Annotated in this window: 19 protein-coding genes and 2 riboswitches; of the genes, 11 read left to right on the top strand and 8 right to left on the bottom strand. The window is 65.0% G+C overall.

Going from position 1 to position 25,073, the window contains the following annotated elements:
- Positions 1–3: 3 nt before the first annotated feature.
- From gntR to ABNW52_RS17705, 3 genes are all read left to right on the top strand, one after another.
- A complete protein-coding gene (gene gntR, locus ABNW52_RS17715) occupies positions 4–1,023 on the top strand; it encodes an HTH-type transcriptional regulator GntR (protein ID WP_349590767.1) in 1,020 nt (339 codons plus the stop codon).
- Between the two features lie 125 nt (positions 1,024–1,148).
- On the top strand, positions 1,149–1,661 hold the full coding sequence (locus ABNW52_RS17710) for a gluconokinase (RefSeq protein WP_349590764.1): 513 nt from the start codon (positions 1,149–1,151) through the stop codon (positions 1,659–1,661).
- 37 nt (positions 1,662–1,698) lie between these two features.
- Complete coding sequence (locus tag ABNW52_RS17705; protein WP_349590761.1) at positions 1,699–3,027, top strand: MFS transporter; 1,329 nt, start codon at positions 1,699–1,701, stop codon at positions 3,025–3,027.
- A gap of 91 nt (positions 3,028–3,118) precedes the next feature.
- Here the strand turns inward: ABNW52_RS17705 and ABNW52_RS17700 are convergent, their stop codons facing one another.
- Entirely contained in the window at positions 3,119–4,015 is an 897-nt protein-coding gene (locus ABNW52_RS17700) for a LysR family transcriptional regulator (RefSeq protein WP_349590758.1), read from the bottom strand.
- A gap of 101 nt (positions 4,016–4,116) precedes the next feature.
- Between ABNW52_RS17700 and ABNW52_RS17695 the strand changes: the two genes are divergently transcribed.
- On the top strand, positions 4,117–5,322 hold the full coding sequence (locus ABNW52_RS17695) for an MFS transporter (protein WP_349590755.1): 1,206 nt from the start codon (positions 4,117–4,119) through the stop codon (positions 5,320–5,322).
- Between the two features lie 67 nt (positions 5,323–5,389).
- The gene (dkgB, locus tag ABNW52_RS17690) at positions 5,390–6,196 is read left to right on the top strand and encodes a 2,5-didehydrogluconate reductase DkgB (RefSeq protein WP_349590753.1); all 807 of its coding nucleotides are present in this window, start codon (positions 5,390–5,392) and stop codon (positions 6,194–6,196) included.
- 109 nt (positions 6,197–6,305) lie between these two features.
- Here the strand turns inward: dkgB and ABNW52_RS17685 are convergent, their stop codons facing one another.
- Positions 6,306–8,126 carry a gamma-glutamyltransferase family protein gene (locus ABNW52_RS17685; protein WP_349590750.1) on the bottom strand — a complete coding sequence of 607 codons (1,821 nt, stop codon included), beginning with the start codon at positions 8,124–8,126 and terminating at the stop codon, positions 6,306–6,308.
- Between the two features lie 135 nt (positions 8,127–8,261).
- Between ABNW52_RS17685 and ABNW52_RS17680 the strand changes: the two genes are divergently transcribed.
- The 3 genes from ABNW52_RS17680 (at position 8,262) to ABNW52_RS17670 (ending at position 10,603) form a co-directional block, all read left to right on the top strand.
- Complete coding sequence (locus ABNW52_RS17680; RefSeq protein WP_349590747.1) at positions 8,262–9,032, top strand: pseudouridine synthase; 771 nt, start codon at positions 8,262–8,264, stop codon at positions 9,030–9,032.
- A 142-nt stretch (positions 9,033–9,174) separates the two neighbouring features.
- Entirely contained in the window at positions 9,175–10,032 is an 858-nt protein-coding gene (locus tag ABNW52_RS17675; RefSeq protein ID WP_349590744.1) for a 23S rRNA (adenine(2030)-N(6))-methyltransferase RlmJ, read from the top strand.
- Between the two features lie 259 nt (positions 10,033–10,291).
- A complete protein-coding gene (locus tag ABNW52_RS17670) occupies positions 10,292–10,603 on the top strand; it encodes a GFA family protein (protein ID WP_349590742.1) in 312 nt (103 codons plus the stop codon).
- A 71-nt stretch (positions 10,604–10,674) separates the two neighbouring features.
- Here ABNW52_RS17670 and ABNW52_RS17665 read toward each other — a convergent pair whose 3' ends face one another.
- The 4 genes from ABNW52_RS17665 to ABNW52_RS17650 form a co-directional block, all read right to left on the bottom strand.
- Positions 10,675–11,310 carry a YitT family protein gene (locus tag ABNW52_RS17665; RefSeq protein ID WP_349590739.1) on the bottom strand — a complete coding sequence of 212 codons (636 nt, stop codon included), beginning with the start codon at positions 11,308–11,310 and terminating at the stop codon, positions 10,675–10,677.
- A 177-nt stretch (positions 11,311–11,487) separates the two neighbouring features.
- Complete coding sequence (mmuM, locus tag ABNW52_RS17660; protein ID WP_349590736.1) at positions 11,488–12,429, bottom strand: homocysteine S-methyltransferase; 942 nt, start codon at positions 12,427–12,429, stop codon at positions 11,488–11,490.
- A 60-nt stretch (positions 12,430–12,489) separates the two neighbouring features.
- Positions 12,490–14,358, bottom strand: a complete 1,869-nt coding sequence (locus ABNW52_RS17655; protein WP_349590733.1) for a methyl-accepting chemotaxis protein — start codon at positions 14,356–14,358, stop codon at positions 12,490–12,492.
- 212 nt (positions 14,359–14,570) lie between these two features.
- Entirely contained in the window at positions 14,571–15,467 is an 897-nt protein-coding gene (locus ABNW52_RS17650; protein ID WP_349590731.1) for a LysR family transcriptional regulator, read from the bottom strand.
- A 104-nt stretch (positions 15,468–15,571) separates the two neighbouring features.
- Here ABNW52_RS17650 and ABNW52_RS17645 point away from each other — a divergent pair, with 104 nt between their 5' ends.
- The 3 genes from ABNW52_RS17645 to ABNW52_RS17635 all read left to right on the top strand — a co-directional run bounded on the left by ABNW52_RS17645 (position 15,572) and on the right by ABNW52_RS17635 (position 19,513).
- Entirely contained in the window at positions 15,572–16,216 is a 645-nt protein-coding gene (locus ABNW52_RS17645) for an NAD(P)-dependent oxidoreductase (protein WP_349590728.1), read from the top strand.
- A gap of 177 nt (positions 16,217–16,393) precedes the next feature.
- Positions 16,394–16,492, top strand: a riboswitch (glycine riboswitch).
- A 1-nt stretch (position 16,493) separates the two neighbouring features.
- Positions 16,494–16,591: riboswitch (glycine riboswitch) on the top strand.
- 146 nt (positions 16,592–16,737) lie between these two features.
- A complete protein-coding gene (gene glyA / locus ABNW52_RS17640) occupies positions 16,738–17,991 on the top strand; it encodes a serine hydroxymethyltransferase (protein WP_349590725.1) in 1,254 nt (417 codons plus the stop codon).
- A gap of 121 nt (positions 17,992–18,112) precedes the next feature.
- The gene (locus ABNW52_RS17635) at positions 18,113–19,513 is read left to right on the top strand and encodes an L-serine ammonia-lyase (RefSeq protein ID WP_349590722.1); all 1,401 of its coding nucleotides are present in this window, start codon (positions 18,113–18,115) and stop codon (positions 19,511–19,513) included.
- A 146-nt stretch (positions 19,514–19,659) separates the two neighbouring features.
- Here ABNW52_RS17635 and ABNW52_RS17630 read toward each other — a convergent pair whose 3' ends face one another.
- Both ABNW52_RS17630 and putA read right to left on the bottom strand, forming a co-directional pair.
- Positions 19,660–20,886 (bottom strand): branched-chain amino acid ABC transporter substrate-binding protein, encoded by a 1,227-nt coding sequence (locus ABNW52_RS17630; protein WP_349590719.1) that lies wholly within the window; start codon positions 20,884–20,886, stop codon positions 19,660–19,662.
- 119 nt (positions 20,887–21,005) lie between these two features.
- A complete protein-coding gene (gene putA, locus ABNW52_RS17625; protein WP_349590717.1) occupies positions 21,006–24,617 on the bottom strand; it encodes a trifunctional transcriptional regulator/proline dehydrogenase/L-glutamate gamma-semialdehyde dehydrogenase in 3,612 nt (1,203 codons plus the stop codon).
- Between the last annotated feature and the right edge of the window lie 456 nt (positions 24,618–25,073).

Here is a 25,073-nt window from a genome sequence, read left to right as displayed (position 1 = left end):
ATCATGCCCAGAAAGTCCCGAATCCGCGCCGGCAGCGGCGTCACCCTGCACGATGTCGGCCAGGCCGCCGGCGTCAGCGCCATCACCGTGTCGCGCGTGCTGCACACGCCGGACAAGGTGTCGGAGGCGCTGCGGCAGAAAGTGCTGGCGGTGGTGGAACAGCTGGGCTACGTCCCCAACCGCGCCGCCCGCCATCTGGCATCCGCCCGCTCGCATACCGTGCTGGTGCTGATTCCGTCGCTGAGCAACACCGTGTTCATCGACACCCTGGCCGGCATCGAGGAAGTGCTGCAGCCGGCCGGCTACCAGATGCTGATCGGCAACACCCACTACGATGCCGGACAGGAGCTGCAGCTGCTGCGCGCCTATCTGGAGCACAGCCCGGACGGCCTGCTGCTGACCGGGCTGGCGCAAAGCGAGGAATTCTGCCAGCTGCTGGCGCGCCACCAGCTGCCGGCGGTGCACATGATGGATCTGGCCAGCGACGGCCGCGACTGCGTCGGCTTTTCGCAGGAGGACGCCGGGCGGGCAATGTGCGAGCACCTGCTGGCGCGCGGCCGCCGCCGCATCGCCTTTCTCGGCGCGCAGCTGGACGAGCGGGTGCAAAAGCGCCTGGACGGCTACCGTGCGGCACTGGCCGCTGCCGGCTGCTACCAACCGGCACGCGAGCTGCTGGACCCGCACCCGTCCAGCATGCAGATGGGCGCCGACATGCTGGATGCGCTGCTGGCGGCGCAGCCGGACTGCGACGCGGTGTTCTGCTGCAACGACGATCTGGCCATCGGCCTGCTGGCGCGCTGCCAGCAGCGCGGTATCGCCGTCCCCGGCCAACTGGCGGTGGCCGGCTTCAACGACCTGGCACCCGCCGCCTGGACCACCCCGCCATTGACCACAATTGCCACACCTCGCCATGACATTGGCCGCATTGCAGCGCAGCAACTGCTGGCGCAGCTGCGCGGTGAAACGGCGGCGCCGGCCTGCATCGACCTGGGTTTTGCACTGCAACATCGACAAAGCAGCTGATTCACACCGTCCGAATTTATCGCTTGCCGGCCATTGCACGGCAAAATTTGTTAGCGCTAACATTGCGCCATCGCGTTGGCCGAGCTGCGGCCAACTTTTTTTACCCCACTAATGTTAGCGCTAACATGACAACAAACAATATCGTGATCATGGGCGTGGCCGGCTGCGGCAAGAGCCACATCGGTCAGGCGCTGGCCGCCGCACTGGGCGCCGCCTTCATCGAAGGCGACAGCTTCCACCCGCCGGAAAACATCGCACTGATGAGTGCCGGTGTGCCGCTGGATGACCAGCACCGCCAGGGCTGGCTGCAGAGCCTGGCGGCACAGCTGGCCGCCGGCCACGCCAGCGGCAGCGTGCTGGCCTGCTCGGCGCTGAAGCGCCGTTACCGCGACATCCTGCGCAGCGCCGATCCGGACATCCTGTTCGTGCACCTGGCCGGCAGCGTGGAACAGATCGCGCCACGCATGCAGCAACGCGGCGCCCACTTCATGCCCATCAGCCTGCTGGCCAGCCAGTTCGCCGATCTGGAGCCGCCGGCTGCCGACGAAAACGCGCTCACCGTGAACGTGGGCGAGGCACCGGACGCCATCACACAACGTATTCTCGACCGCCTCTCCCTGCGGTCAAGCCAGCAGTAACAACACACACAACCAGAGAATCAGAGGAGACACATCCATGACTGCAAGCACACCACGCGGCGGCCGCCGCTGGCAGATCGGTACCCTGCTGGGCATCGGCATCCTGGTGAACTACTTCGACCGCATCAGCCTGTCGGTGGCCGCGCCGCAGCTGCAAAGCGAGTTCCATCTCGACAACAGCGACCTGGGGCTGCTGTTCAGCGCCTTCTTCTGGACCTACGCGCTGCTGCAGATTCCCACCGGCATGATTCTGGACCGCTTCGGGGTCAGCAAGGTTGGCCGCTGGGGCGCGTTCCTGTGGGGCGTGGCTGCCACCCTCACCGCGCTGGCCGGCGGTTTTGGCGGCATCTTCGCCGCCCGCGCACTGCTGGGCGTGGCCGAGGCGCCGGGCTTCCCGGCCAGCTCCAAGGCCACCGGCTACTGGTTCCCGCGCCGTGAGCGCGCCATGGCCACGGCGATCTTCGATGCCGCCGCCAAGTTCTCCAACGTGATCGGCGTGCCGCTGGTGGCGCTGGCGGTGGTGCACCTGGGCTGGCGCTGGGGCTTCGGCCTCACCGCGGTGCTCAGCGTCGCCTACTTCATCGCCTTCTGGGCCATCTACCGCGACCCGAGCCAGGACCAGAAGCTGTCGGCGGAGGAATACCGCCACATCGTGGACGGCGGTGCCACGCCGGAAGGCGGCGCCCGCGGCGGCTCGCTGCAGATGCTGGGCTACCTGCTGCGCCAGCGTAAGGTGTGGGGGCTGTCGATCGGCTTTGCCGCCTATGGCTATGTGTTCTACCTGTTCCTGACCTGGCTGCCGGGTTACCTGGTGCAGAGCATGCACATGAGCATCCTGAAATCGGCCTGGTTCTCCGCCATTCCGTGGATCTTCGCCACCCTGTCCGACCTGCTGGTGGGCGGCTGGCTGATCGACCACCTGATTGCCCGCGGCCACGATGAAACCCGCGTGCGCAAGGGCGTGCTGCTGGGCGGCATGACACTGGGGCTGGCAGTGTTCGGCACCACCACCACCCAGGACCCGTACATCGCCATCATCTGGATCACCATCGCGCTGAGCGGTCTGGCCGCCGCCGCACCGGTGGGCTGGTCGCTGCCGTCGCTGATCGCGCCGCAGGGCGGCACCGGCACCGTGGGCGGCATCATGAACTTCGCCAACAACATGATGGGCGCCATCGCCCCCATCGTTACCGGCATCATCGTCGGCAGCACCCACTCGTTCAGCAATGCCTTCCTGGTGGCCGGCGTGATGCTGCTGATCGGCATGGCGGCCTTCATGTTCCTGCTGGGTCGCATCGAACCGATCCCGGAACCCGGTGCCCAGGCCGGTACGCTAGGCCACGGCGCCAGCCGCCGGGCGGCGTAAACGCTTGCGGCCAACCTTGGTCGCTGGCAACAGGACAATGCGGCTCCCGCCTCGCGGCGGGGCCGCATTGTTCATGCCGCGGCGGGCTGGCTCACCCCGGCAGCCGCCCCTGCAACTGCTCGGCCAGAAAGGCGACGAAGTGCGATACCCGTGCCGCCAGAAAACCCTGGCGGTAGTACACCGCCCAGATCGGCTGCCGCCAGTCCAGGGTGTACGGCTGTAGCACTTCCACCAGCCGCCCGGCCCGCACATCCTCCCCCACCAGAAAATCCGACAGACTGGCGATGCCGCTGCCGTTCAGCGCCAGGTGACGCAGCGTCTCGCCGTTGGAGGTGCTGATCGCCGCTTCCACCGGGTAGCCGTCGCCGCCGGCGTGGCGCAGCGGCCAGATGTTCAGCGACGAAGGCTGGGTAAAGCCCAGCAGGCTGTGCCCGGCCAGTTCCGCCACCGTCTCAGGTTGGCCGCAGCGCTGCAGGTAGCCCGGCGCCGCCAGCAGCCGCAGCCGGCTTTCGCACAGCAGCCGCGCACTGAGGGTGGAATCCTGCAGCTGCCCCACCCGTATCGCCACGTCGGCGCGTTCTTCGATCAGGTCGACGATGGCTTCGCCACTCACCAACTCCAGGCGGATGCGCGGATAGCGGCGCTGGAATTCCGGCAGCAGCGGTGCCAGCAGGTGATTGAACACCGGGGTGGCGGCATTGACGCGCAACAGCCCGGACGGGTGCTCCGCCGCCGATTGCAGGGTGAGCGCGGTTTCCGTCAGCCGCGCCAGGATGTCGCGTGCGTTGGCCAGCAGCCACTGCCCTTCCTCGGTAAGGTCCAGCCGCCGCGTGGTGCGGGTGATCAGTCGCACGCCCAGCTGCTTTTCCAGCTTGGCGATGCTGCGGCTGATGCCGGACGGCGTCAGCCGCAGCCGCTCGGCCGCGGCGGTAAACGAACCGGCCTCAATCACCGTCACAAACACGCTCAGGGTATCGCTGGATAGCATTATTGATTTCCAGTCACAGGATTTTGCCATTTACCACCATTTTTCCCGGCAACGCAAGCACAGATAATCGCCTCTTCCACTGTTCACTCCAGGAGCGAGCCATGCCTCTTGCCCTCTGGGCGCTAACCCTGAGCGCCTTCGCCATCGGCACCACGGAATTCGTGATTGTCGGTCTGATCCCCACCATTGCCGCCGACCTGCAGGTGTCGCTGCCTTCCGCCGGGCTGCTGGTCAGCCTGTACGCCATGGGCGTGGCGGTGGGCGCGCCGCTGCTCACCGCGCTCAGCGGCCGCATGCCGCGCAAGGCGCTGCTGCTGAGCCTGATGGCACTGTTCACCCTCGGCAACCTGGTGGCGTGGCAGGCCCCCGGCTACCAGGCGCTGATCATGGCGCGCGTCCTCACCGGCCTGGCGCACGGCGTGTTCTTCTCCATCGGCTCCACCATTGCCACCGGTCTGGTGCCGCGCGAGAAGGCCGCCAGCGCCATCGCCATGATGTTCTCCGGCCTGACCGTGGCGCTGGTCAGCGGCGTGCCGCTGGGCACCTGGATCGGCCAGCTGTTCGGCTGGCAGAGCACCTTCCTGGCGGTATCGCTGCTGGGCGTGGTGGCCTTTGTCGGCAGCCTGCTGCTGGTGCCGCGCCATATCGCCCGCCCGGCGCCTGCCGCGCTGCGCAGCCAGTTCGCGGTACTGGCCAAGCCGCGACTGCTGCTGGTCTACGCCATGACCGCGCTGGGCTACGGCGGCTCCTTCACCGCCTTTACCTACCTGGCGCCCATGCTGCAGCAGGTCAGCGGCTTTCACGCCTCGGCCGTGAGCCTGGTAATGCTGGTCTACGGCCTGAGCGTGGCGGTGGGCAATGTGTGGGGCGGCCGGCTGGCCGACCGCCTCGGCCCGGTGCGCGCGCTGCAGATCATCTTTGCCGGCCTGGCGGCGGTGCTGCTGTTGCTGACGCTGACCGCGGCGTCGAAATGGCTGGTGGTACTGACCGTGCTGCTGTGGGGCGCGGTGGCGTTCGGCAACGTGGCCGGCCTGCAGCTGTACGTGGTGCAGCAGGCGGAGCGCGCCACCCCGCAGGCGGTGGACGTGGCCTCCGGCCTGAACATCGCCGCCTTCAACGTGGGCATCGCCTTCGGCGCTTGGGCCGGCGGCCATATCGTGGCCAGCCTCGGCATCATGGCCACGCCGTGGATCGGCGCGCTGATCGTGCTGGCCGCCTGGCTGCTCACCGCCTGGTCGGGCCGGCTGGACCGCCGCGCCGGACACGATCCACTGGCCCGTACGGCCAGCCCGGTGACAGCACATTGATCGATCAGGCCGCCGACACCGTCTGCGGCCAACCTTTTTGACTTATCAATTCACACAAGGACACAGCATGAGCATTCCGGCATTCGGCGTCGGCACCTTCCGCCTGCAGGGCCAGACCGTTATCGATTCGGTGCGCAGCGCACTGCAACTGGGCTACCGCGCCGTCGACACCGCGCAGATCTACGACAACGAGGCCGAAGTGGGCCAGGCGATTGCCGAATCCGGCGTGGCGCGCAGCAAACTGTTCCTCACCACCAAGATCTGGACCGCCAACTACGCCGCCGACAAGCTGATTCCCAGCCTGCGCGCCAGCCTGGACAAGCTGCGCACCGACGTGGTGGACCTGACGCTGATCCACTGGCCGGCGCCGGGCGGCGCCACGCCGCTGGAGGAGTACATGACGGCGCTGGCCGAAGCCAAGGCGCAGGGGCTGACGCGGCAGATCGGCATCTCCAACTTCAACATCGCCCTGACCCGGCGCGCCATTGCGGTAGTGGGCGCCGGTGAGATCGCCACCAACCAGATCGAGCTGAGCCCCTATCTGCAGAACCGCCGGCTGGTGAGCTTCCTGCAGCAGCAGGGTATCGCCATCACCTCCTACATGACCCTGGGCTACGGCAAGCTGCTGCAGGAGCCGGTGATCCAGAACATTGCCGGCCGTCTCGGCGCCAGCGCGGCGCAGGTAACGCTGGCCTGGGCGCTGCAACATGGTTACGCGGTGATTCCCTCCTCTACCCGCCGCGACAACCTGCAAGGCAACCTGGCCGCCAGCCGCCTGCAGCTGGGCGCCGACGACATGGCCGCCATCGACGCGCTGGAGCGCGGCGAGCGCCAGGTCAATCCGGACGGGCTGGCGCCGGAGTGGGACGACTGAGCCCTCGCCGCCTGCCCGCCGCGCGCGCCAGCCAGCAGACCGGCAGCCGCGCGGCACCCCATGACCAAGCCCTTGCACCGCGCAAGGGCCTTTGCCATGCCGGGTAGCGTCAGTCGCCCATCACCACCCCTTCGCGGCGCGGGTCGGCGCCGCCGAAGAAGCCACCATCGCGGCGGCCTATCGCCTGCAGGCCGCTGGTCATCTCGGTTTCCCGCACCTCGTGACCGTGCGCCTGCAGCCAGGCCACGGTATCCGCCGGGAAGCGGCGCTGTTCCAGCTGGGTGGGCGCGCCGCTGGCGCCGAAGTTGGGCAGGCTGATCGCCTGCTGTGCGTCCATGCCCCAGTTGAGCATCGCGTACAGCGTCTTGGCGGTGTAGTGGATGATAAGCGCGCCACCGGGGCTGCCGGCGCTGATCAGCACCTGACCACTAGCTTTGTCGAACACCAGCGTCGGGCTCATCGAACTGCGCGGGCGCTTGCCCGGCTGCACGCGGTTGGCGGTGGGCAGGCCGGCGGCGTCATTGGGCGCGAAGTTGAAATCGGTCAGCTGGTTGTTGAGCAGGAAACCGCCCGCGCCGCGGCCGGACGGGTTCACCATCTGCCGGGCGCCGAACTGCGCCTCCACCGTGGTGGTCATGCTCAGTGCGTGGCCGTCGGCGTCGATGATGCTGATATGGCTGGTGCCGTACTCCGGCTGCGGCGCGGCCAAGCCCAGCGCCGTCTGCAACACGCCCGGCTGGCCGGGCTGCGCGGTCTTCATGCTGGTTTCGCCGATCAGTCCGGCGCGCGCCGCCAGGTAGCCGGGGGCCAGCATGCTCTGCCAGCTGCCGCCGGGCGCGGCGACGAAGTCAGGGTCGCCGACGTACTTGGCGCGGTCGGCAAACGCCAGTCGCGCCGCCTCGGTATACAGATGCAGCCATTGCGGCGACGGCAGCGGGCGGCCATCCGCCCCCGACTGCAGCGGCAAGCCGGCGGCAGGCGTGGCGTTCAGCATGCCCAGGATCTGGCCGATAGCCAGCATGCCGCTGCTGGGCGGCGGGAAGCCACACAACCGGTAGTCATGCTCCCGTGCGCGGTAGTCGCTGCACAGCGCGGTGCGTTTCTTCGGCCGGTAGGCAGCCAGATCGGCCAGCGTCAGTCGCCCGGGGTTGGCCGCATGGCCGCGCACCTTGGCCACGATGGCCTCCGCCACCGGCCCCTGCAGCAGTGCCTTGCTACCCTGGGCGGCAATGGCGCGCAGCACCTCGGCGTAGGGCTGGTTCTGCAGCACATGCCCCACCGGCCACGGCTGGCCGTCCGGCTGGTAGAAGTAGGCAGCCGCCACCGGGTCCTGCTTCAGGTAGCGCTCCGACTGTAGCAGCGTGAACAGCCGCGGGCTGACGGCAAAACCCTGCTCCGCCAGACGGATGGCCGGCTGGAACAGCGCCGCCCACGGTAGCTTGCCCTGCTCGCGGTGCGCCATTTCCAGCATCGCCACCGCCCCTGGCACGCCCACCGAACGCCCACCCACCACTGCAGCGTCGAACTCCATCGGCTTGCCCTCGGCAGTGAGAAACAGGCGCTCGTCGGCGGCGGCCGGCGCGGTTTCGCGGCCGTCGTAGGCGCTCACCACCTTGCCGTCGTAGTACAGCAGGAAGGCACCACCGCCGATACCGCTGCTCTGCGGCTCCACCAGCCCCAGCACCATCTGCACCGCGATGGCGGCATCCAGCGCACTGCCGCCGGCAGCCAGCACCTGGCGGCCGGCATCGGTGGCCAGCGGGTTGGCCGCCGCCACCGCGTAATGGCGGGTGGCCCAGCCCGGTTTGTCCTGGTAGCCGGAGGCCAGCTCCGGCTGCTGCGGCAGCGGGATGTAGGTAAAGCTCGGCGGCGTGGCGGCGCAGGCGCCCAGCAGCAGCGCCAGGGCGAGTACATTCAGACGGGGCGACATGGCAGCTCCTTGCAGCGGGTGGGAAGCTTCATCGATAGCACAAATCATGCCGAATGAAAGCGCGGCAGCAGCCATGCGGCCGACCCCTGCCCCGGCTTGCTGCTAAAATGCGCGCTTTTGCCGCCGGGGCGCCGCATGCTCACCGTTCTCTACCGTGACGACCACCTGATCGCCATCGACAAGCCCTCCGGCCTGCTGGTACACCGCAGCGAGATCGACCGCCGCGAAACCCGCTTTGCGGTACAGCTGCTGCGTGACCAGATCGGCCGCCAGGTGTTCCCGGTGCACCGGCTGGACCGCGGCACCAGCGGCGTGCTGCTGTTCGCGCTGGATGCCGCCACCGCGCGGCTGCTCAACGACGGCTTTGCCGCGCGCCAGCCCGGCAAGACCTATCTGGCAGTGGTGCGCGGCCACCCGCAGGACAGCGGCGACATCGACCACCCCATTACCCGCCAGCCGGACGAGCGCGAATACGTGCACGGCGATGCCCAGCTCAATGCCCAGCCGGCATTCACCCGCTACCGCACGCTGGCGCGCTGCGAGCTGCCATTCGCGGTGGAGCGCTACCCGCAGAGCCGCTATGCGCTGGTGGCGCTGCAGCCGGAAACTGGTCGCCGCCACCAGCTGCGCCGCCACCTCAAGCACATCGCCCACCCCATCATCGGCGATGCCACCCACGGCAAGGGCGTGCATAACCGCTTCTTCCAGAATCAGTTCAATGTTGGCCGCATGTTGCTGCACGCGGTGGAACTGCGCCTGCCGCACCCGGTAACGGGCGAGACACTATGTCTTACTGCGCCGCTCACTGGCGATTTCGCGCGCCTGGTCGGCGAGCTGGGCTGGCGCGATGCGCTGCCAGCGGCCTGGCTGGGCGACGCCGCAGCCGTGCCCGATCCCGCGAGCTAGCGCATAAACAGCCGGACAAGCGGCATTTACAACGTAAAGGCGCAGCGCAAAGGCGTACTTAGCGCGTAAAGTTTCACCGCGCGCAGCAGATCGCAAACCCGCCTTGCGCTACAATGGCCGGCTGTTTTTGACGGCCACGCCCATGCTCAGTTATCGCCACGCCTTTCACGCCGGCAACCACGCCGACGTCCTCAAGCACCTGGTAGAGGTGCAGATTCTTGATTATCTCGGCCAGAAAGGTGCTTTCTGGTACATCGACACCCACGCCGGCGCCGGTGCCTACAGCCTTACCGAAGGCTATGCCACCAAGACCGCCGAATACGTGGATGGCGTGGCGCGGCTGTGGCAGCGCGATGATGCCCCGGCGCTGGTGCAGCGCTATCTGGAGGTAGTACGCGGCATGAACCAGGACGGCGAGCTGCGCCACTATCCGGGCTCGCCGTGGTTTGCCGCCGAGGTGATGGCCGGCAGCGACAAGCTGCGGCTGTTCGAGCTGCACCCCAGCGATTTCGAGCTGCTGACGCACTGCTTTGCCGATGGCGGCCGCCGGGTGAAGGTGGACAAGGCCAACGGCTTCGAGGCCATCAAGGCCATTCTGCCGCCCCCGCCGCGCCGCGCGCTGACGCTGATCGACCCGCCGTACGAGGACAAGGGCGACTACCAGCACGTGGTACGAGCGATGAAAGAGGCGCTGAAGCGCTTCGCCACCGGCAGCTACGCCATCTGGTATCCGCTGCTGCAACGCAAGGACGTGGGCGACATGGTGCGCGAGCTGAAGAAGCTGCCCTGCCACAGCTGGCTGGACGTCACCCTCACCGTGCGCAAGCCGTCGCAGGACGGTTTCGGCATGCACGGCAGCGGCATGTTTGTGGTCAACCCGCCGTGGACGCTGCAGCGCGAGCTGAACGCCGTGCTGCCGTGGCTGAAGGATGCGCTGGCGGTGGATGCCGGTGCCGAGTTCACGCTGGCGTTCCAGGAAAACGGCAACCAGAAGAACTGACCCCACACCCGGCCGCGCGCCGGGTGTTTGCTTCTGGCAGGCTGCTAATGCGCAGCCAGACAAACACCACACCAGCCCTTCAGCGTGGGATTCCGCACGACAAGCAGCAAACGTTGGCCGCAGCGGACATCGCGCTCACAGCAACACATCGCACGTTGGCCGCAGCAACACCCCGCAAGGCATCCCCCATGCCTAACGCCAGTAGCCACCCGCCCCTGTCGCCACCATCATGCCGATGCCATTCACCCCGGAGGCAACCATGATCAAGCAGGTCGGCAACACCCCCATCCGCGACTATCACACCGCCAGCTGCCACTGCGGCGCGGTGGTGCTGGAGTTGCACCTGCCGGATGGCATCGTCGATCCGCACCGTTGCGACTGCTCCATCTGCCGCCGCAAGGGCGCCATCGTCGCCTCGGTGCCGCTGGCCGGCATCCGCATCGTGCAAGGCGCGGACAAGCTCCGGCAGTACCAGTTCAACACCCGCACCGCGCGGCACTACTTCTGCGGCGAGTGCGGCATCTATACCCATCACCAGCGGCGCAGCAACCCGGCGGATCGCCAGCCCTGACGGCACCGCCGGCACGAACAAAAAAGGTTGGCCGCATGCGGCCAACCTTTGCTGTTCCCGACACCCAGCGGCTACATGGCGATGTAGCGATCCGGGCGGTGGTTGAAGCCGATCACCATGTTCAATGCCGTTGCGCCGATGATGGAACCCAGCAGCGCCGGCCAGCTCACCAGCAACAATGAGGCCAGCAGGATCAGCAGGTCCAGCCCCAGTTGCAGTTTGCCGGCGCGGATGCCGTAGCGATCCTGCAGGTACAACGCCAGGATGTTGATGCCGCCGAGGCTGGCCTGATGGCGGAACAGCGCGATGAAGCCCATGCCCATCATCAGCCCGCCCACCAGGCCGGTATAGAACGGGTTGAGGCTGCCCAGATGCAGGAACTGGCCGTGCACGCTGGTAAACAGCGACAGCAGGCTCACCGCGATAAAGGTCTTGAGGGTGAAACGCCAGCCCATGCGCTTCCACGCCAACCAGTAAAACGGCAGGTTGATGGTAAAGAAGATGGCACCGAATGGCAGGCCGGTGCGGTAGTGAATCAGAAAGGCGATACCGGCGGTGCTGCCGGTGAGCAGGCCAGCCTGTTTGAACATCACCACGCCAAATGCCACCAGCAAGGTGCCGACCAGGATGGCGAGCACGTCTTCCAGCAGGGTGTGGGCAATGGCGGTGTCCGGCGTCGGCATGGCGGTTTGGCTAAGCGTGGTCATGATGGATATTGCGGCGCAACAAAAGAAGCCGCCATTTTACGTTTCCACTCCATTCGCCTCCAGTACCCAGATCAAGAATCCACAAAAACGCAATTGCCTGCCATTTAAGCAAGAAAATGGCAGGCAATACGCAATTTTTAATCCAAGCAACCGCCAGCGGCCTACCGCCGCACGGGATCAGCGTCCGCGCAGCCAGCCTGCCAGCGCACGAATGTCATCCGGCGTGGTCCGGCAGCAGCCGCCGATGCAACTGGCGCCGGCGGCGCGCCACTGGCGGGCGGCATCGGCAAAGGCTTGCGGATCGCTGCTGCCATGCCAGGTCTTGGTTACCGGGTCGTAGGCTTCGCCGGAGTTCGGATAGGTCAGCAGCCGCTTGCCGCTGGTCTGCGCCGCGGCCTGCAGCAGCGGTGCAATATGGCGCGGCGCGGTGCAGTTCACCCCCACGGCCACCACCTGCGCAAACGGCTCCAGCGCGGCGATGGCATCGGCCAGCGGCGTGCCTTCGCTCAGGTTGGCGTCGTCGCGGCAAGAGAAGCTGATCCACGCCACCGCCTGCGGAAACTCCTCGTGCAGCAGCCGGGCGATCGCCACCGCCTCAAGCTGGCAGGGAATAGTCTCGCAGGCCAGCAGATCCGGGCCGGCCGCCAGCAAGGCAGCGATGCGCGGACGGTGGAAATCCATCAGCTGCTGTTCGCTCTGGCCATAGTGGCCACGGTATTCCGAGCCATCTGCCAGCATGGCGCCATACGGGCCAACCGAGGCCGCCACCAGCGGCTTGCTGCGGCCAACCTGGTTGTGTTCGTCGGCCCAGAACGCATCGCGGGCGGCCTGTGCCAGCTCGATGGACAGCCGCATCAGCCGTGCCGATTCTTCCGCGCTCAGGCCACGCTTGGCAAAGCCGGGAAAGCTGGCTTGATAGCTGGCGGTGGTAGCCACGTCAGCTCCGGCCATGAAGTAATCGTAGTGCACGTCCTGAATCAGCTGCGGCTGCTCGATCAGCACGCGCGCCGACCACAGGGGGTCATTGAGATCGCAACCGCGACGCTCCAGCTCCGACGCCATGGCGCCATCCAGCACGATGGGGGTATCCGGGGAAAACTGACTGAAAGGATTGTGCAATTCTGGCTCCACAAATGAAAAACCCCGGCGCGGGCCGGGGCGGGATACGACGGGAACCGATCAGAGCTTGAAGCGTGCCACCAGTGCCTTCAGCTCGTCGCCGCGCTGCGCCAGCACGTTGATGGTCGCCAGTGCGTCCTGCAGACTGGTATCGGTCTGCTGCGCCATCACGTTCACACGCTCGGCACTGCGAGCCATCTCGTTGGTTGCCACCCCCTGCTCTGCCGTGGACGAAGTGATCTCGCCCATGCGCGAGGAGATTTCCTCGGCATTGCTCTTGATCACTTCCACCTTGTCGGCCGCCTGGCGCGACAATGCTACACCAGAAGACACCTTCTCGTTGGTGGTGTCGGCGTGCTCAATGGCTTCACCGGTGCGGCGGATCACGGTGTCGATCATCTCGGCGATCTGCACGGTGGCGGTGGCGGTACGCTCGGCCAGCTTGCGCACTTCGTCGGCCACCACGGCAAAGCCGCGGCCGGATTCGCCGGCACGGGCGGCTTCAATCGCCGCGTTCAGTGCCAACAGGTTGGTTTGGTCGGCGATGTCGCGGATCACGCCGACTATCCCCTTGATCTGCTCGGACTGGCCGGACAGGCTGCCCATCACGTTATGCAGCGAGGCCACCGCCTCCTGAATGGAAGCGACTTCGCGCTCCACTTCGGCCATGGCACGATGCGACTCCACCGAGTTGGTACGCGATTGCGCCACCAGTTGCTCGGTTTCGCCCACGTGATCGGCGATGTGGTTGATGCTGACAGTGATTTCCTCGATGGTGGCCGCCGTGGCGGACAGCTCGGTGGACTGCACGCGCGAATCCTGGCCGATCTGCTCGGCCACGCGGCTCAGGTCGGAGGCGTCGCGTGCCAGCGCATCGGACTCGTCACGCACGGTCAGGAACATCTCGCGCAGCTTGGCCACAAACTGGTTGAAGGCGTCGGCAATCTGCCCCACTTCGTCACGGTTGCCCACCGGCAACACCTTGGTCAGGTCGCCGTGACCGCTGGCCACTTCCTGCATCGCCTTGTGCAGGCTACCCAGGCCGGACAGCATGCGGGTTACCCCCACGTAGGCAAAGACACTGGCCAGCAGCATGCCGGCCACCGCCAGCCCCACCATCACCAGCATCAGTTGGCGCGCCGGCGCCATGGCGGCCGCGTGCGGCACCATCACCCCCAGCAGCCAGCTGGTTTTCGGCACCGGGAACAGCGCCACCATCTGCTTGCTGCCATCGATATCGGCAAACTGGATCTGACCGTCCTTGTTCAGCGCGCCCAGGTCGAAGCCCGGTACCACGTCGCTGATCTTCTTCAGGCCGGAATCTTTCTGTGGGTGGGCAATCACGTCCCCTTCGGCAGTGATCAGGAAGGCATAACCATCGCCCGGCAGCTTGGCGGACACCACTTCCTCCACCACGCGCGCCAGCGTCACGTCACCACCGGCCACGGCCACCAGCTGGCCGCCATCCTTGCGCGCCTGGGCAAAGGTGATGATCGGGCGCTTGGTGGCAGCATCGATGTACGGCGGCGAGGCGATCGGGCCGTTGGCATCCTTGGCGGCCAGGAACCACGGACGACCGGTCGGATCGTAGCCCGGCGGTACCGGGGTGCCGCCGGAGAACTGGGTCATGGTTTTGTCCGGCTGGCCGACGTACATATCGTCGAACTTGCCGGCATTCTGCGCCTGATCGAGGATGGGCTTGAGTTCACCGGTGCCAAAGCGCGGCAACACGGCCGCCACAATGTTCTGACGCACCTGCACCCATTCGGAGACAAAGCTCACCTTATTGTCGGCCGCCATCTTGATCTGGCCTTCAATCTGGCTTTCCAGCGTGTCACTCATTTTCCAGTAGGCCACACCACAGAAGACGACGGCGAGTGCTGCTATCACCAGCAGCACAAATGCCATCAATTTTGTGCGCAAAGACATGATTGGTTTTTCCCCTGTTTATTGATTTGTGCGATGGTGGATGGTACTACCGAGGACATGGCCCCGTTCCTGTTATAGCCAGAAAACAATTTCATGCACTTTCGGCAATAAAGTCGGCATTACCATGACATTGAATTGATTTAAAACAAATTCACAATTTCGACATGTTAGGTTTAAACAGCGGAAAATTCCAGTCGTACAGACGACAATATTCAATCTGCACGTTTACCCAGCGCCACCTGCAAAGCGGCCAGCGCATGCCTTACCTTGGCCGGCTGCGCATCGCGCCGTGGCGTCACCAGATAGATGGGTAATGCGGGTGCCCGCCACTCCGGCAACAGCTGCTGCAGCAGCCCGGCAGCCAGTTCGCGGCGGATTTCCGGCTCCGGCTGCAGCGCAATGCCCATGCCGGCCAGCGCGAATGCCCGCGCCGACAGCATGCTGTTGCTGGCAATGCGCGCCGGCAGCGTCAACCGCTGCACCTCTTCGCCACGCGTCAATTGCAGCGGGAATTGCGCGCCGCCGCGCGGGTTGACGCCGATCATGGCGTGCCGAGCCAACTCGGCCGGCTGCTGCGGCTCGCCCGCCGCCGCCAGGTACGCCGGAGCCGCACACAACAGCAGTGGCCAGTCGCACAGATAGCGCGCCACCTGGGTGGAGTCCGGCAGGTTGCCGGCCCGCAACGCCAGATCGATGCGCAAGTCGGTCAGATCCACCAGCTCATCGTGAAAAAACAGTTGCAGGCTCAGCCCGGGGTTAGCCGCCAGCAGCGGCGCCAGCGCCTCGCCCAGCACACCGCCGGCAAAACCGCTGGGCGCGGAAATGCGCAACTCACCGCTGGGTGCTTCGCGCATGGCCGCCAGCTGGCTTTCCGCCTGGCGCGCGGCGGCCAACATCTGCGCACAGCCCTGGTAGAACAGACTGCCGGCCTCGGTCAGGCTGAGCTTGCGGGTGGTACGGTGCAGTAGCACCACGCCATGCAGTTGCTCCAGCCGGCGCACGTGCTGACTCACCGCCGATGGCGTCATGCCCAGCGTTGCCGCCGCACTGTTCATCGACCCCTTCTCAATCACCGTGGCAAACACCGCCATGCTGCGCAATTCATCCATTTATGTAGCACCACTTCACAATGAATGAAAAATAGCATGGATTATCAAGTCCACTGCCGTTTACTACCATGGACTCATGTTTCACCCCTCGTGAAGGAGTCCACATGAAGATTGCCCTTATCGGCGCCAGCGGCTTTGTCGGCAGCGCCATCCAGCAGGAAGCCCTGGCCCGCGGCCACCAGCTCAGCGCCATTGTCAGCCGCCCCGAACGCGTAACCGCAGCGGCCAACCTGACAGTAGTGGCGGCCAATGCCTACGACGCCGACAGCATCGCCAGCGCGGTGCGCGGCCACGACGTGGTGATCAGCGCCTTCAATCCGGGCTGGGACAAGGCCGACATCCGCCAGCTGTTCCTGCAGGGCCATGCCGCCATCGTCGCCGGGGTCAAGGCCGCCGGCGTGGCGCGCTTCATCGAGGTAGGCGGCGCCGGCAGCCTGTACGTGGCGCCCGGCGTGCAGCTGATCGACACCCCGCACTTCCCTGCCGAATACAAGGAAGGCGCCGAAGGCGCACGCCAGGCGCTGCAGCAGTTGCAGGGCGAACAGCAGCTGGACTGGGCGTTCGTGTCGCCGCCGGCCCTGCTGGCACCGGGCGCGCGCAGCGGCCACTACCGCCTGGGCGGCGACGAGCTGCTGATGGCCGGCGACGCCCCGGCCGGCATCAGCGTAGCCGACCTGGCGGTGGCCATTCTGGATGAAGCGGAAACCCCGCAACATCATCGCCGCCGCTTCACCGCCGCCAGCGCCTGACGCAACGCAGCATCAGCAGCTCCCCGCAGGCACGCCACGTGCCCGGTGGGGTGTTTTTACATCTGCCACGCCGCTGCATGCTGCAGCTGCACATAGAATACTGTCCGACATGCGTTGACAGCCTCGGCCACCTTCTCTAGATTGCGCCAAGCCACGCGGCCGATTGCAAGGTTGGCCGCCACCAGCGCAGGAGAGACTGCCCGGACAAGCGTCCAGCGGCAGCGCCGAAGGGGAATCGCCCCAGAAACTCTCAGGCAAAAGAACTGCGCTGGTCAGGCACTCTGGAGAGTAGGCCCGCCACACGGCGCGGCCTCGCCGAAGGCAGCATGGCCAGTGCACACTGCGCCGCAATCTCTCAGGCAAAGGGACAGAGGGGGCATCGTCCGGTGATACCGGGCGGACGCCCATCCATCCATCTGTCTGCCGCATCCAGCAGACCGTCCGCCCGTCACCGCCCGTTTTATTCAAGGCGCGGTGCGGCCAACCTTTTGCCGCCTGCGCCGGCGACCAGGAGATACGCGATGTTTACCCAGGATATGCAGATTGCCGGTTTCGACGACGCCCTGTGGGCCGCCATGCAGGCCGAAGACCAGCGCCAGCAGGACCACATCGAGCTGATTGCCTCCGAGAACTACACCAGCCCGCGCGTAATGCAGGCACAGGGCAGCCAGCTCACCAACAAGTACGCCGAGGGCTACCCCGGCAAGCGCTACTACGGCGGCTGCGAACACGTGGACGTAGTCGAGCAGCTGGCCATCGACCGCGCCAAGCAGCTGTTCGGCGCCGACTACGCCAACGTGCAGCCGCACTCCGGCAGCCAGGCCAATGCCGCCGTGTACATGGCACTGCTGGAACCGCACGACACCGTGCTGGGCATGAGCCTGGCCCACGGCGGCCACCTCACCCACGGCGCCAAGGTCAACTTCTCCGGCAAGATCTACCATGCGGTGCAGTACGGCCTGAACCCGGAAACCGGCGAGATCGACTACGACGAAGTACAGCGCATGGCCAATGAGTACCAGCCGAAGATGCTGGTGGCCGGCTTCTCCGCCTACTCGCTGGTGGTGGACTGGGCGCGCATGCGCCAGATCGCCGACAGCGTTGGCGCCTACCTGTTCGTGGACATGGCCCACGTTGCCGGCCTGGTGGCTGCCGGCCTGTACCCGAACCCGATTCCGCACGCCCACGTGGTGACCACCACCACCCACAAGACCCTGCGCGGCCCGCGCGGCGGCCTGATCCTGGCGGCCAGCAACCCGGAACTGGAGAAGAAACTGAACTCGGTGGTATTCCCCGGCATCCAGGGTGGCCCGCTGATGCACGTGATTGCCGCCAAGGCGGTGGCATTCCAGGAAGCGCTGCAGCCGGAATTCGTCGATTACCAGCAGCAGGTGCTGGCCAACGCCCGCGCCATGGTGCATGTATTCCAGACCCGCGGTTACAGCATCGTGTCCGGCAAGACCGACGACCACCTGTTCCTGCTGAGCCTGATCGACAAGGGCCTCACCGGCAAGGCTGCCGATGCCGCACTGGGTGCCGCGCACATCACCGTCAACAAGAACGCGGTGCCGAACGATCCGCAAAGCCCGTTCGTCACCAGCGGTATCCGCATCGGCACCCCGGCCATCACCAGCCGCGGCTTCAAGGAAACCGAAGCCCGTCAGGTGGCGCACTGGGTGTGTGACATTCTCGATGACATCGAGAACCCGGAAGTGAGCGCACGCGTGAAACGCCAGGTTGCGGAGCTGTGCGCCGCGTATCCGGTCTATCGTTAAAATAGTAGTGGCGCTGCGGTCAACCCTGGCCGCGGCGCGTTGTCCAATAGCACGGGGCCACCCCCTGTAAACCGGGTGCCGCCAACCCACGGCGGCACCGCAACCAGACAAGAGAAGCAGCATGGCAATCAGTGTTTTCGACCTGTTCAAGATCGGCATCGGCCCGTCCAGCTCCCACACCGTCGGCCCGATGCGCGCCGCGCGGCAGTTTGTCGCCCGCCTGGAAAAAGACGGCCTGCTGGCCGCCACCACGCGCGTGAAATCGGAAATGTTCGGTTCGCTGGGTGCTACCGGCAAGGGCCACGGCACCGATACCGCGGTGCTGCTGGGCCTGGCCGGCGAGCAACCCGACCTGGTGGACACCGATGCCGTGCCACAGATACTGGCCACCATCCGCGCCGACAAGGCGATCTCCCTGCTCGGCCAGCAGCGCATTGCCTTCAACGAAGCGGAAGACCTGCTGCTGTACAAGCGCAAGGCCCTGCCCTACCACCCCAACGGCATGATCTTCGAAGCCTTCGACACCGCCGGCAACAGCCTGTCCAAGCGCGCCTACTACTCGGTGGGCGGCGGCTTCGTGGTGGATGAGGCGGCGATCGATGCCGGCTTCGTGCCGCCGGGCGTGACCGAACTGAAGCACCCGTTCAAGACCGGTGCCGAGCTGCTGGCGCTGTGCCAGCGTCACGGCAAGAGCATCAGCCAGATCATGCTGGAGAACGAGCTGGCCTGGCGCAGCGAGGAGGAAGTGCGCGCCGGCCTGCTGCAGATCTGGCAGGTGATGCAAGGCTGCGTGCAGCGCGGCTGCGCCCACGAAGGTATCCTGCCTGGCGGCATGAAGGTGAAGCGCCGTGCCGCCGACCTGTACCGCAAGCTCACCAATGCGCCGGAAGCCGCGCTGCGTGACCCGCTGACGGTGATGGACTGGGTAAACCTGTACGCATTGGCGGTGAACGAGGAAAACGCCGGCGGCGGCCGTGTGGTCACCGCGCCGACCAACGGCGCAGCCGGCATCATCCCGGCGGTGCTGCACTACTATGCGCGCTTCGTGCCGAACGCCAGCGAGGACGGCGTGGTGCGCTTCCTGCTCACCGCCGGCGCCATCGGCATCTTGTTCAAGCTCAATGCCTCCATCTCCGGTGCCGAAGTCGGCTGCCAGGGCGAGGTCGGCTCCGCCTGCTCGATGGCCGCCGGCGCGCTGGCCGAAGTGCTGGGCGGTACGCCGGAACAGGCAGAGAACGCCGCCGAGATCGGCATGGAGCACAACCTGGGCCTGACCTGCGACCCGGTGGGCGGCCTGGTGCAGGTGCCGTGCATCGAGCGCAACGCCATGGCGGCGATCAAGGCCATCAACGCCGCGCGCATGGCGCTGCGTGGCGATGGCCAGCACTTCGTGTCGCTGGATCGGGTGATCAAGACCATGCGCGACACCGGCCGTGACATGAGCAACAAGTACAAGGAAACCGCGCGTGGCGGCCTGGCGATCAATGTGATCGAAGTGCCGGTGAACATCGTGGAATGCTGATGCCTGCTTGCGGCCAACGTTGGCCGCAGACAAGACAACGCCCGCGCAAGCGGGCGTTTTTCATGCCGGCAACACCGGCACAATAAAAAAAGCCTGACAGCGTACTGTCAGGCTTTTTTGCGCAGGCAGCCAGGCTGCCGACGGGATTACTGGGCGGCGGAAGCAGCAGCGGCCGGAGCGGCGCCACCACCAACGGTTTCCATTACTTTCCACTCGCCTTTTTCAACCTTGTACACGGTGATGCCGCCGTCTTTCAGGTCGCCCTTGTCGTCGTAGGTCCAGTTGGAGGAGGTCACGCCATCCTTGTACTGTACCTTGGCCAGTACCGGCAGGTATTTTGCCGGATCGGCGGAGTTGGCTTCCTTCATCGCAGCGATCATGGCGCGGGCAGCGTCATAGCCGTACGGGGAGTAGGTAGCTACGTCCATGTTGAAGCGGGCCTTGTAACGGCTGGCGTAGTCGGCACCCTTCGGCATCTTGTCCAGCGGCAGACCAGCCAGCGAGGCGATGGTGCCTTCGGCTTCCTGACCAGCCAGCTTCAGGAAGGTCGGGGTCTTGGTCATTTCGCCGGACACCAGCGGAGCCTTCAGACCCAGGCGCTTCATCTGCTTGGCCATCGGGGCGGACTGTGCGTCGGCACCACCGTAGAACACCACGTCCGGGGACACGCCCTTGATGGAGGTCAGGATGGCGGCAAAGTCGGTGGCTTTGTCGTTGGTGAACTCACGCTTCACCACTTCGCCACCAGCGGCTTTTACGGCCTTTTCGAATTCGTCGGCCAGACCCTGACCGTAAGCGGTGCGGTCGTCAACGATAACGATCTTCTTGGCGTTCAGCTTCTGAACCACGAACTGACCCATTACCGAACCCTGCTGGGTGTCAGAAGTCATGGAGCGGAAGGTGTTCTTGTAACCCTGGGAGGTGAATACCGGGGAAGTCGCCATGGCGATCATCGGGATGCCGGCGTCAGAGTAGATCTTGGAAGCCGGGATGGAAGTGCCGGAGTTGAAGTGGCCGACGATACCGTTCACTTTGTTGTCGACGAACTTCTGTGCCAGCTGGGTAGCGGTCTTCGGATCGGCTTGGTCATCTTCGGCCACCAGTTCGAACGTTACCGGTTTGCCATCGATGGTCGGCTTCTCGGCGTTGGCATCTTCGATCGCCAGGGTCACGCCGTTTTTGTATTCCTCACCGTAGTGGGCTTGCGGGCCGGTCAGCGGCGCGGCAAAGCCGATTTTCACTACGTTGCCGTCAGCGGCGGCGCTGGCAGCAGAGGCCTCGCCTGCCGGGGCATCCTGCTTCTGGCTGCAGCCGGCGATAGCCAGGGCGGCAGCAACGGCAAGGGATACGCTGGTCAGTTTGTTCAGTCGCATGTCGTTTCTCTTCTCTTTTGTGTCAGGGTTTGCTCGTGCCAATGGATTTTGTCTACTGGCGAACGTTTACAACAAGGCAGGCGCATTATTTCAATGCCACCTGCCAAGATCAAGTCCAATCAGTCACCAATGCTCATCAGACTCGCATTACCGCCTGCCGCCGTGGTATTCACGCTAATCGCGCGCTCCACAACCAGTCGATGCAGGTTGTAACCACCCTCTTCGACCAACAGCAGCGGAATCAGGGCACCGTCGCGACGCGCCAGGGTTTGGCGCAGGCGCTCGGCGTCGGGGCCGGCGTACAGTACGGCGGTAACATCGGCAGCTTCGACCTTGTCGGCCAGTTGTACGCGGCTCTTCAGCACTGCGGCCAACTGTTGTGCCGGTACGCCATTCTGCAGCAACACCTGGTTGCCGGTGGCGAACGCCGCCGCCACCTGCATTACCAGCGCTTCCAGGTTATCTGCCGAGCACGCGACCAGACCGCGCGGCGCGAACAGCAGCGTGTTGATCTCGCCTGTCGGGCCCGGCAGGGTCTCGGCGTGGTTCAGCGGCGAATGGTGACGGGCAGTGACAATCAGCTCCTGCAAGTGCTTGCGTGCACCATCATCCAGCTTCAGCTGCGGCAGTACGCCTTGCAGCTGTTCCAGCGCCGTGAAGTCCACCGCCTCCGGGTTGGCCGTCAGCTTGGCATCCCAGCTGCCGCGCGTCAGACGGTACAGATACAACGGGCCGCCGGCTTTGGGGCCGGTACCGGACTTGCCTTCGCCCCCAAACGGCTGCACACCCACTACCGCTCCAACGATGTTGCGGTTCACGTAGACGTTGCCCACCTTGACATTGCTGGTGATGGCCTCGATGGTTTCATCGATGCGGCTGTGAATGCCGTGGGTCAGGCCATAACCGGTGCTGTTGATCTCGGCCACAACCTGGTCGATCTGGTTGGCCTCGAAGCGGATCACGTGCAGCACCGGGCCGAATACTTCGCGCTCCAGCAGCTTGATGCTGTCGATTTCGAACAGCGTCGGCGCCACATAGGTCCCGGCAGCACACTCATCGGTCAGCTGGGCCTGGTACATGCTGCGGGCACGCGGCTTCAGGCCGTCGATGTGGCGCAACAGGTTGCCCTGGGCTTCGGCATCGATCACCGGGCCGATGTCGGTATTGAAGCTGGCCGGGTTGCCCACGCGCAGCTCGTCCATGGCGCCCTTGATCATGGTCACCACCTTGTCGGCGATGTCGTTCTGCAGATACAGCACGCGCAGGGCCGAGCAACGCTGACCGGCGGAGTCGAAAGCCGAGGATAGTACGTCGGTGACCACCTGCTCTGGCAGCGCAGAGCTGTCGACGATCATAGCATTCTGGCCACCGGTTTCGGCGATCAGCGGCACTTCTTCGCCGCGGCCGGACAGGGCGCGGTTGATGATCTGTGCCACTTCGGTAGAGCCAGTGAAGATCACACCCTTGATGCGGGCATCGGTCGTCAGCGCGGAGCCAACCACTTCGCCACGCCCCGGTAGGAACTGCAGCACGTCACGCGGCACGCCGGCTTCATGCAGCAGGCGGATCGCGTAAGCGGCGATCAGTGCGGTCTGCTCGGCCGGCTTGGCCAGTACCACGTTACCGGCAGCCAGCGAGGCAGTCACTTCGCCGATAAAGATCGCCAGCGGGAAGTTCCACGGGCTGATGCACACTACCGGGCCCAGTGCCGGGTTGCGCTGATTATCGAACTCGGCGCGAACGCGGGCCGCATAGTAGCGGCAGAAGTCCACTGCCTCGCGCACTTCGGCAATCGCGTTGTTCAGCGTCTTGCCGGCTTCGCGCACGGCCAGCCCCATCAGGGTGGCCATATTGTCTTCCATCAGGTCGGCCATGCGCTCCAGGCACAGGGCACGCTTGGCCGGCTCGGTAGCAGCCCAGGCCGGTGCCGCGCGCACGGCGGCCTGCAGCGCGATTTCCACATCTTCACGCGTTGCTTCCTGCACCTGCCCCACCACATCTTGCAGGTTGGCCGGGTTGCGCACCGGTTGTGCAGTGAGCGGTTCGACATCGCGATCGGCCAGCAACGGCGCGGCCAACCATGGCTGTACTTCGGAGGCCTGCAGCGAGGTTTGCAGCGAGGTCAGCACATGCTCGTTCGCCAGGTCGATACCCTTGGAATTCTTGCGCTCGGCACCGTACAACGCTACCGGCAGGGCAATCTTGCTGTGCGGCAGACCGCCATGACGGGCAGCCTCGGCCACCGGGTCTTCCACCAGCTCATCAATGGACACGCTCTCGTCGACGATACGGTTCACGAACGAGGAGTTGGCGCCGTTTTCCAGCAGGCGGCGTACCAGATAGGCGAGCAGGGTTTCATGCGAACCCACCGGCGCGTAGATGCGGCACGGCTTGTCCAACTTGTCCTTGCCCACGACCTGATCGTACAGGGTCTCACCCATGCCGTGCAGGCACTGGAATTCGTAATCCTTGCCCTCGGCCAGGTGGTAAACCGCGGCCAGGGTATAGGCGTTATGGGAAGCAAACTGCGGGTAGATGGCATCCTGTGCGGCCAACAGGCGCTTGGCGCAGGCGATGTAGGACACGTCGGTGTACACCTTGCGGGTATACACCGGGTAGCCCGGCAGACCATCCACCTGAGCGCGTTTGATCTCTGCATCCCAGTAGGCGCCTTTTACCAGCCGCACCATGAAGCGATGCTTGCTGCGACGCGCCAGGTCGATCAGGTAATCGATCACATACGGGCAGCGCTTCTGGTACGCCTGCACCACGATGCCGATGCCCTCGAAACCATCCAGATCGGGGTCATTGGCCAATGCCTCGACCAGATCCATGGAAATTTCCAGGCGATCGGCTTCCTCGGCATCGATGTTCAGGCCGATGTTGTACTGCTTGGCCAGCAGGAACAGTTGCTTAAGGCGCGGCAGCAGTTCGGCCATCATGCGTTCGTGCTTCATGCGCGCGTAACGCGGATGAATGGCGGACAGCTTCACCGAAATCCCCGGGCCACTGTAAATACCGCGGCCGTTGGATTCTTTGCCAATGGCGTGAATCGCCATCACGTAATCGTTCAGGTAACGCTGCGCATCCGTCTCGGTCATGGCAGCCTCGCCCAGCATATCGTAGCTGAAACGGTAGCCACGGGCTTCGCGCTCGCGACCATTGGCCAGCGCTTCCTCGATGGTTTCACCGGTTACGAACTGCTTGCCCAGCATGCGCATCGCCAGATCCACACCCTTGCGAATCAGCGGCTCACCTCCTTTGGCGATGATGCGGGTCAAAGCCGAAGACAGGCCCTGCGCACTATGCGAAGACACCAGTTTGCCGGTCACCAGTAGGCCCCAGGCCGCGGCGTTGACGAACAGCGACGAACTGTTACCCAAGTGGGCCTTCCAGTCACCACCGGAAATCTTGTCGCGAATCAGCTTGTCAGCGGTTACGCGATCAGGGATGCGCAGCAACGCCTCAGCAAGACACATCAGTGCAATGCCTTCCTGACTGGACAGGGTGAACTCATGCATCAGCGCATCTACACCACTGGACTTGGTGCGTTCACGGCGTACCTGCGTCACCAGCTTGCTGGCTAGCGCCTTGATCGAAGCAATCTGGTTTGCCGGCATGGCGGCCTGTTCCATCATGACAGCAACACACTCGCGTTCATCACGACGATAGGCTGCGGTGATCGCATCACGAAGCGCAGATTGCTCGCGCGCAAATGCCTGAAATTGCATGAGTAGCTTCTCCATAGGTCCAACTGCTTGTATCTGCCTATTGTATACAAAATATAAACTACGTGGAGACTTCTTCGGAGACTATCCAGTCTAGAAGCCCATCCGTCGTTGACAAGGATAGAAATTGCAACAGTTGCGACAAAGACAAACGGGCAAGCATGGCAGGAGAATGAAAAAAGACAGCAAAAAACTGACTGGCACGTCCACCGATACGTCGCAAGCACAGTCATACCGGAAGAGATGGCAAGGCATGATTTAAGTGGTGAACCCACTCTTGATTCATATGCGACAGAAAGCCAAAGCCCGCTGACGCGGGCTTTATGTTTGTGCGGGTACGTTGCGGCCCACGTTGGCCGCAGCAGGCGTGTCAGGGACCGGGGTGAGGCGGCGGTCCGGGTGGGGCCTGCCTCACCCACGCACCAAAGCACAAAGCCCAGCTTGATCTCTCAAGCTGGG

Origin of the sequence: Vogesella oryzagri, assembly GCF_040148885.1 — a bacterium.
Lineage (GTDB): Bacteria > Pseudomonadota > Gammaproteobacteria > Burkholderiales > Chromobacteriaceae > Vogesella > Vogesella oryzagri.
This window is presented reverse-complemented; position numbering and strand designations above follow the sequence as displayed.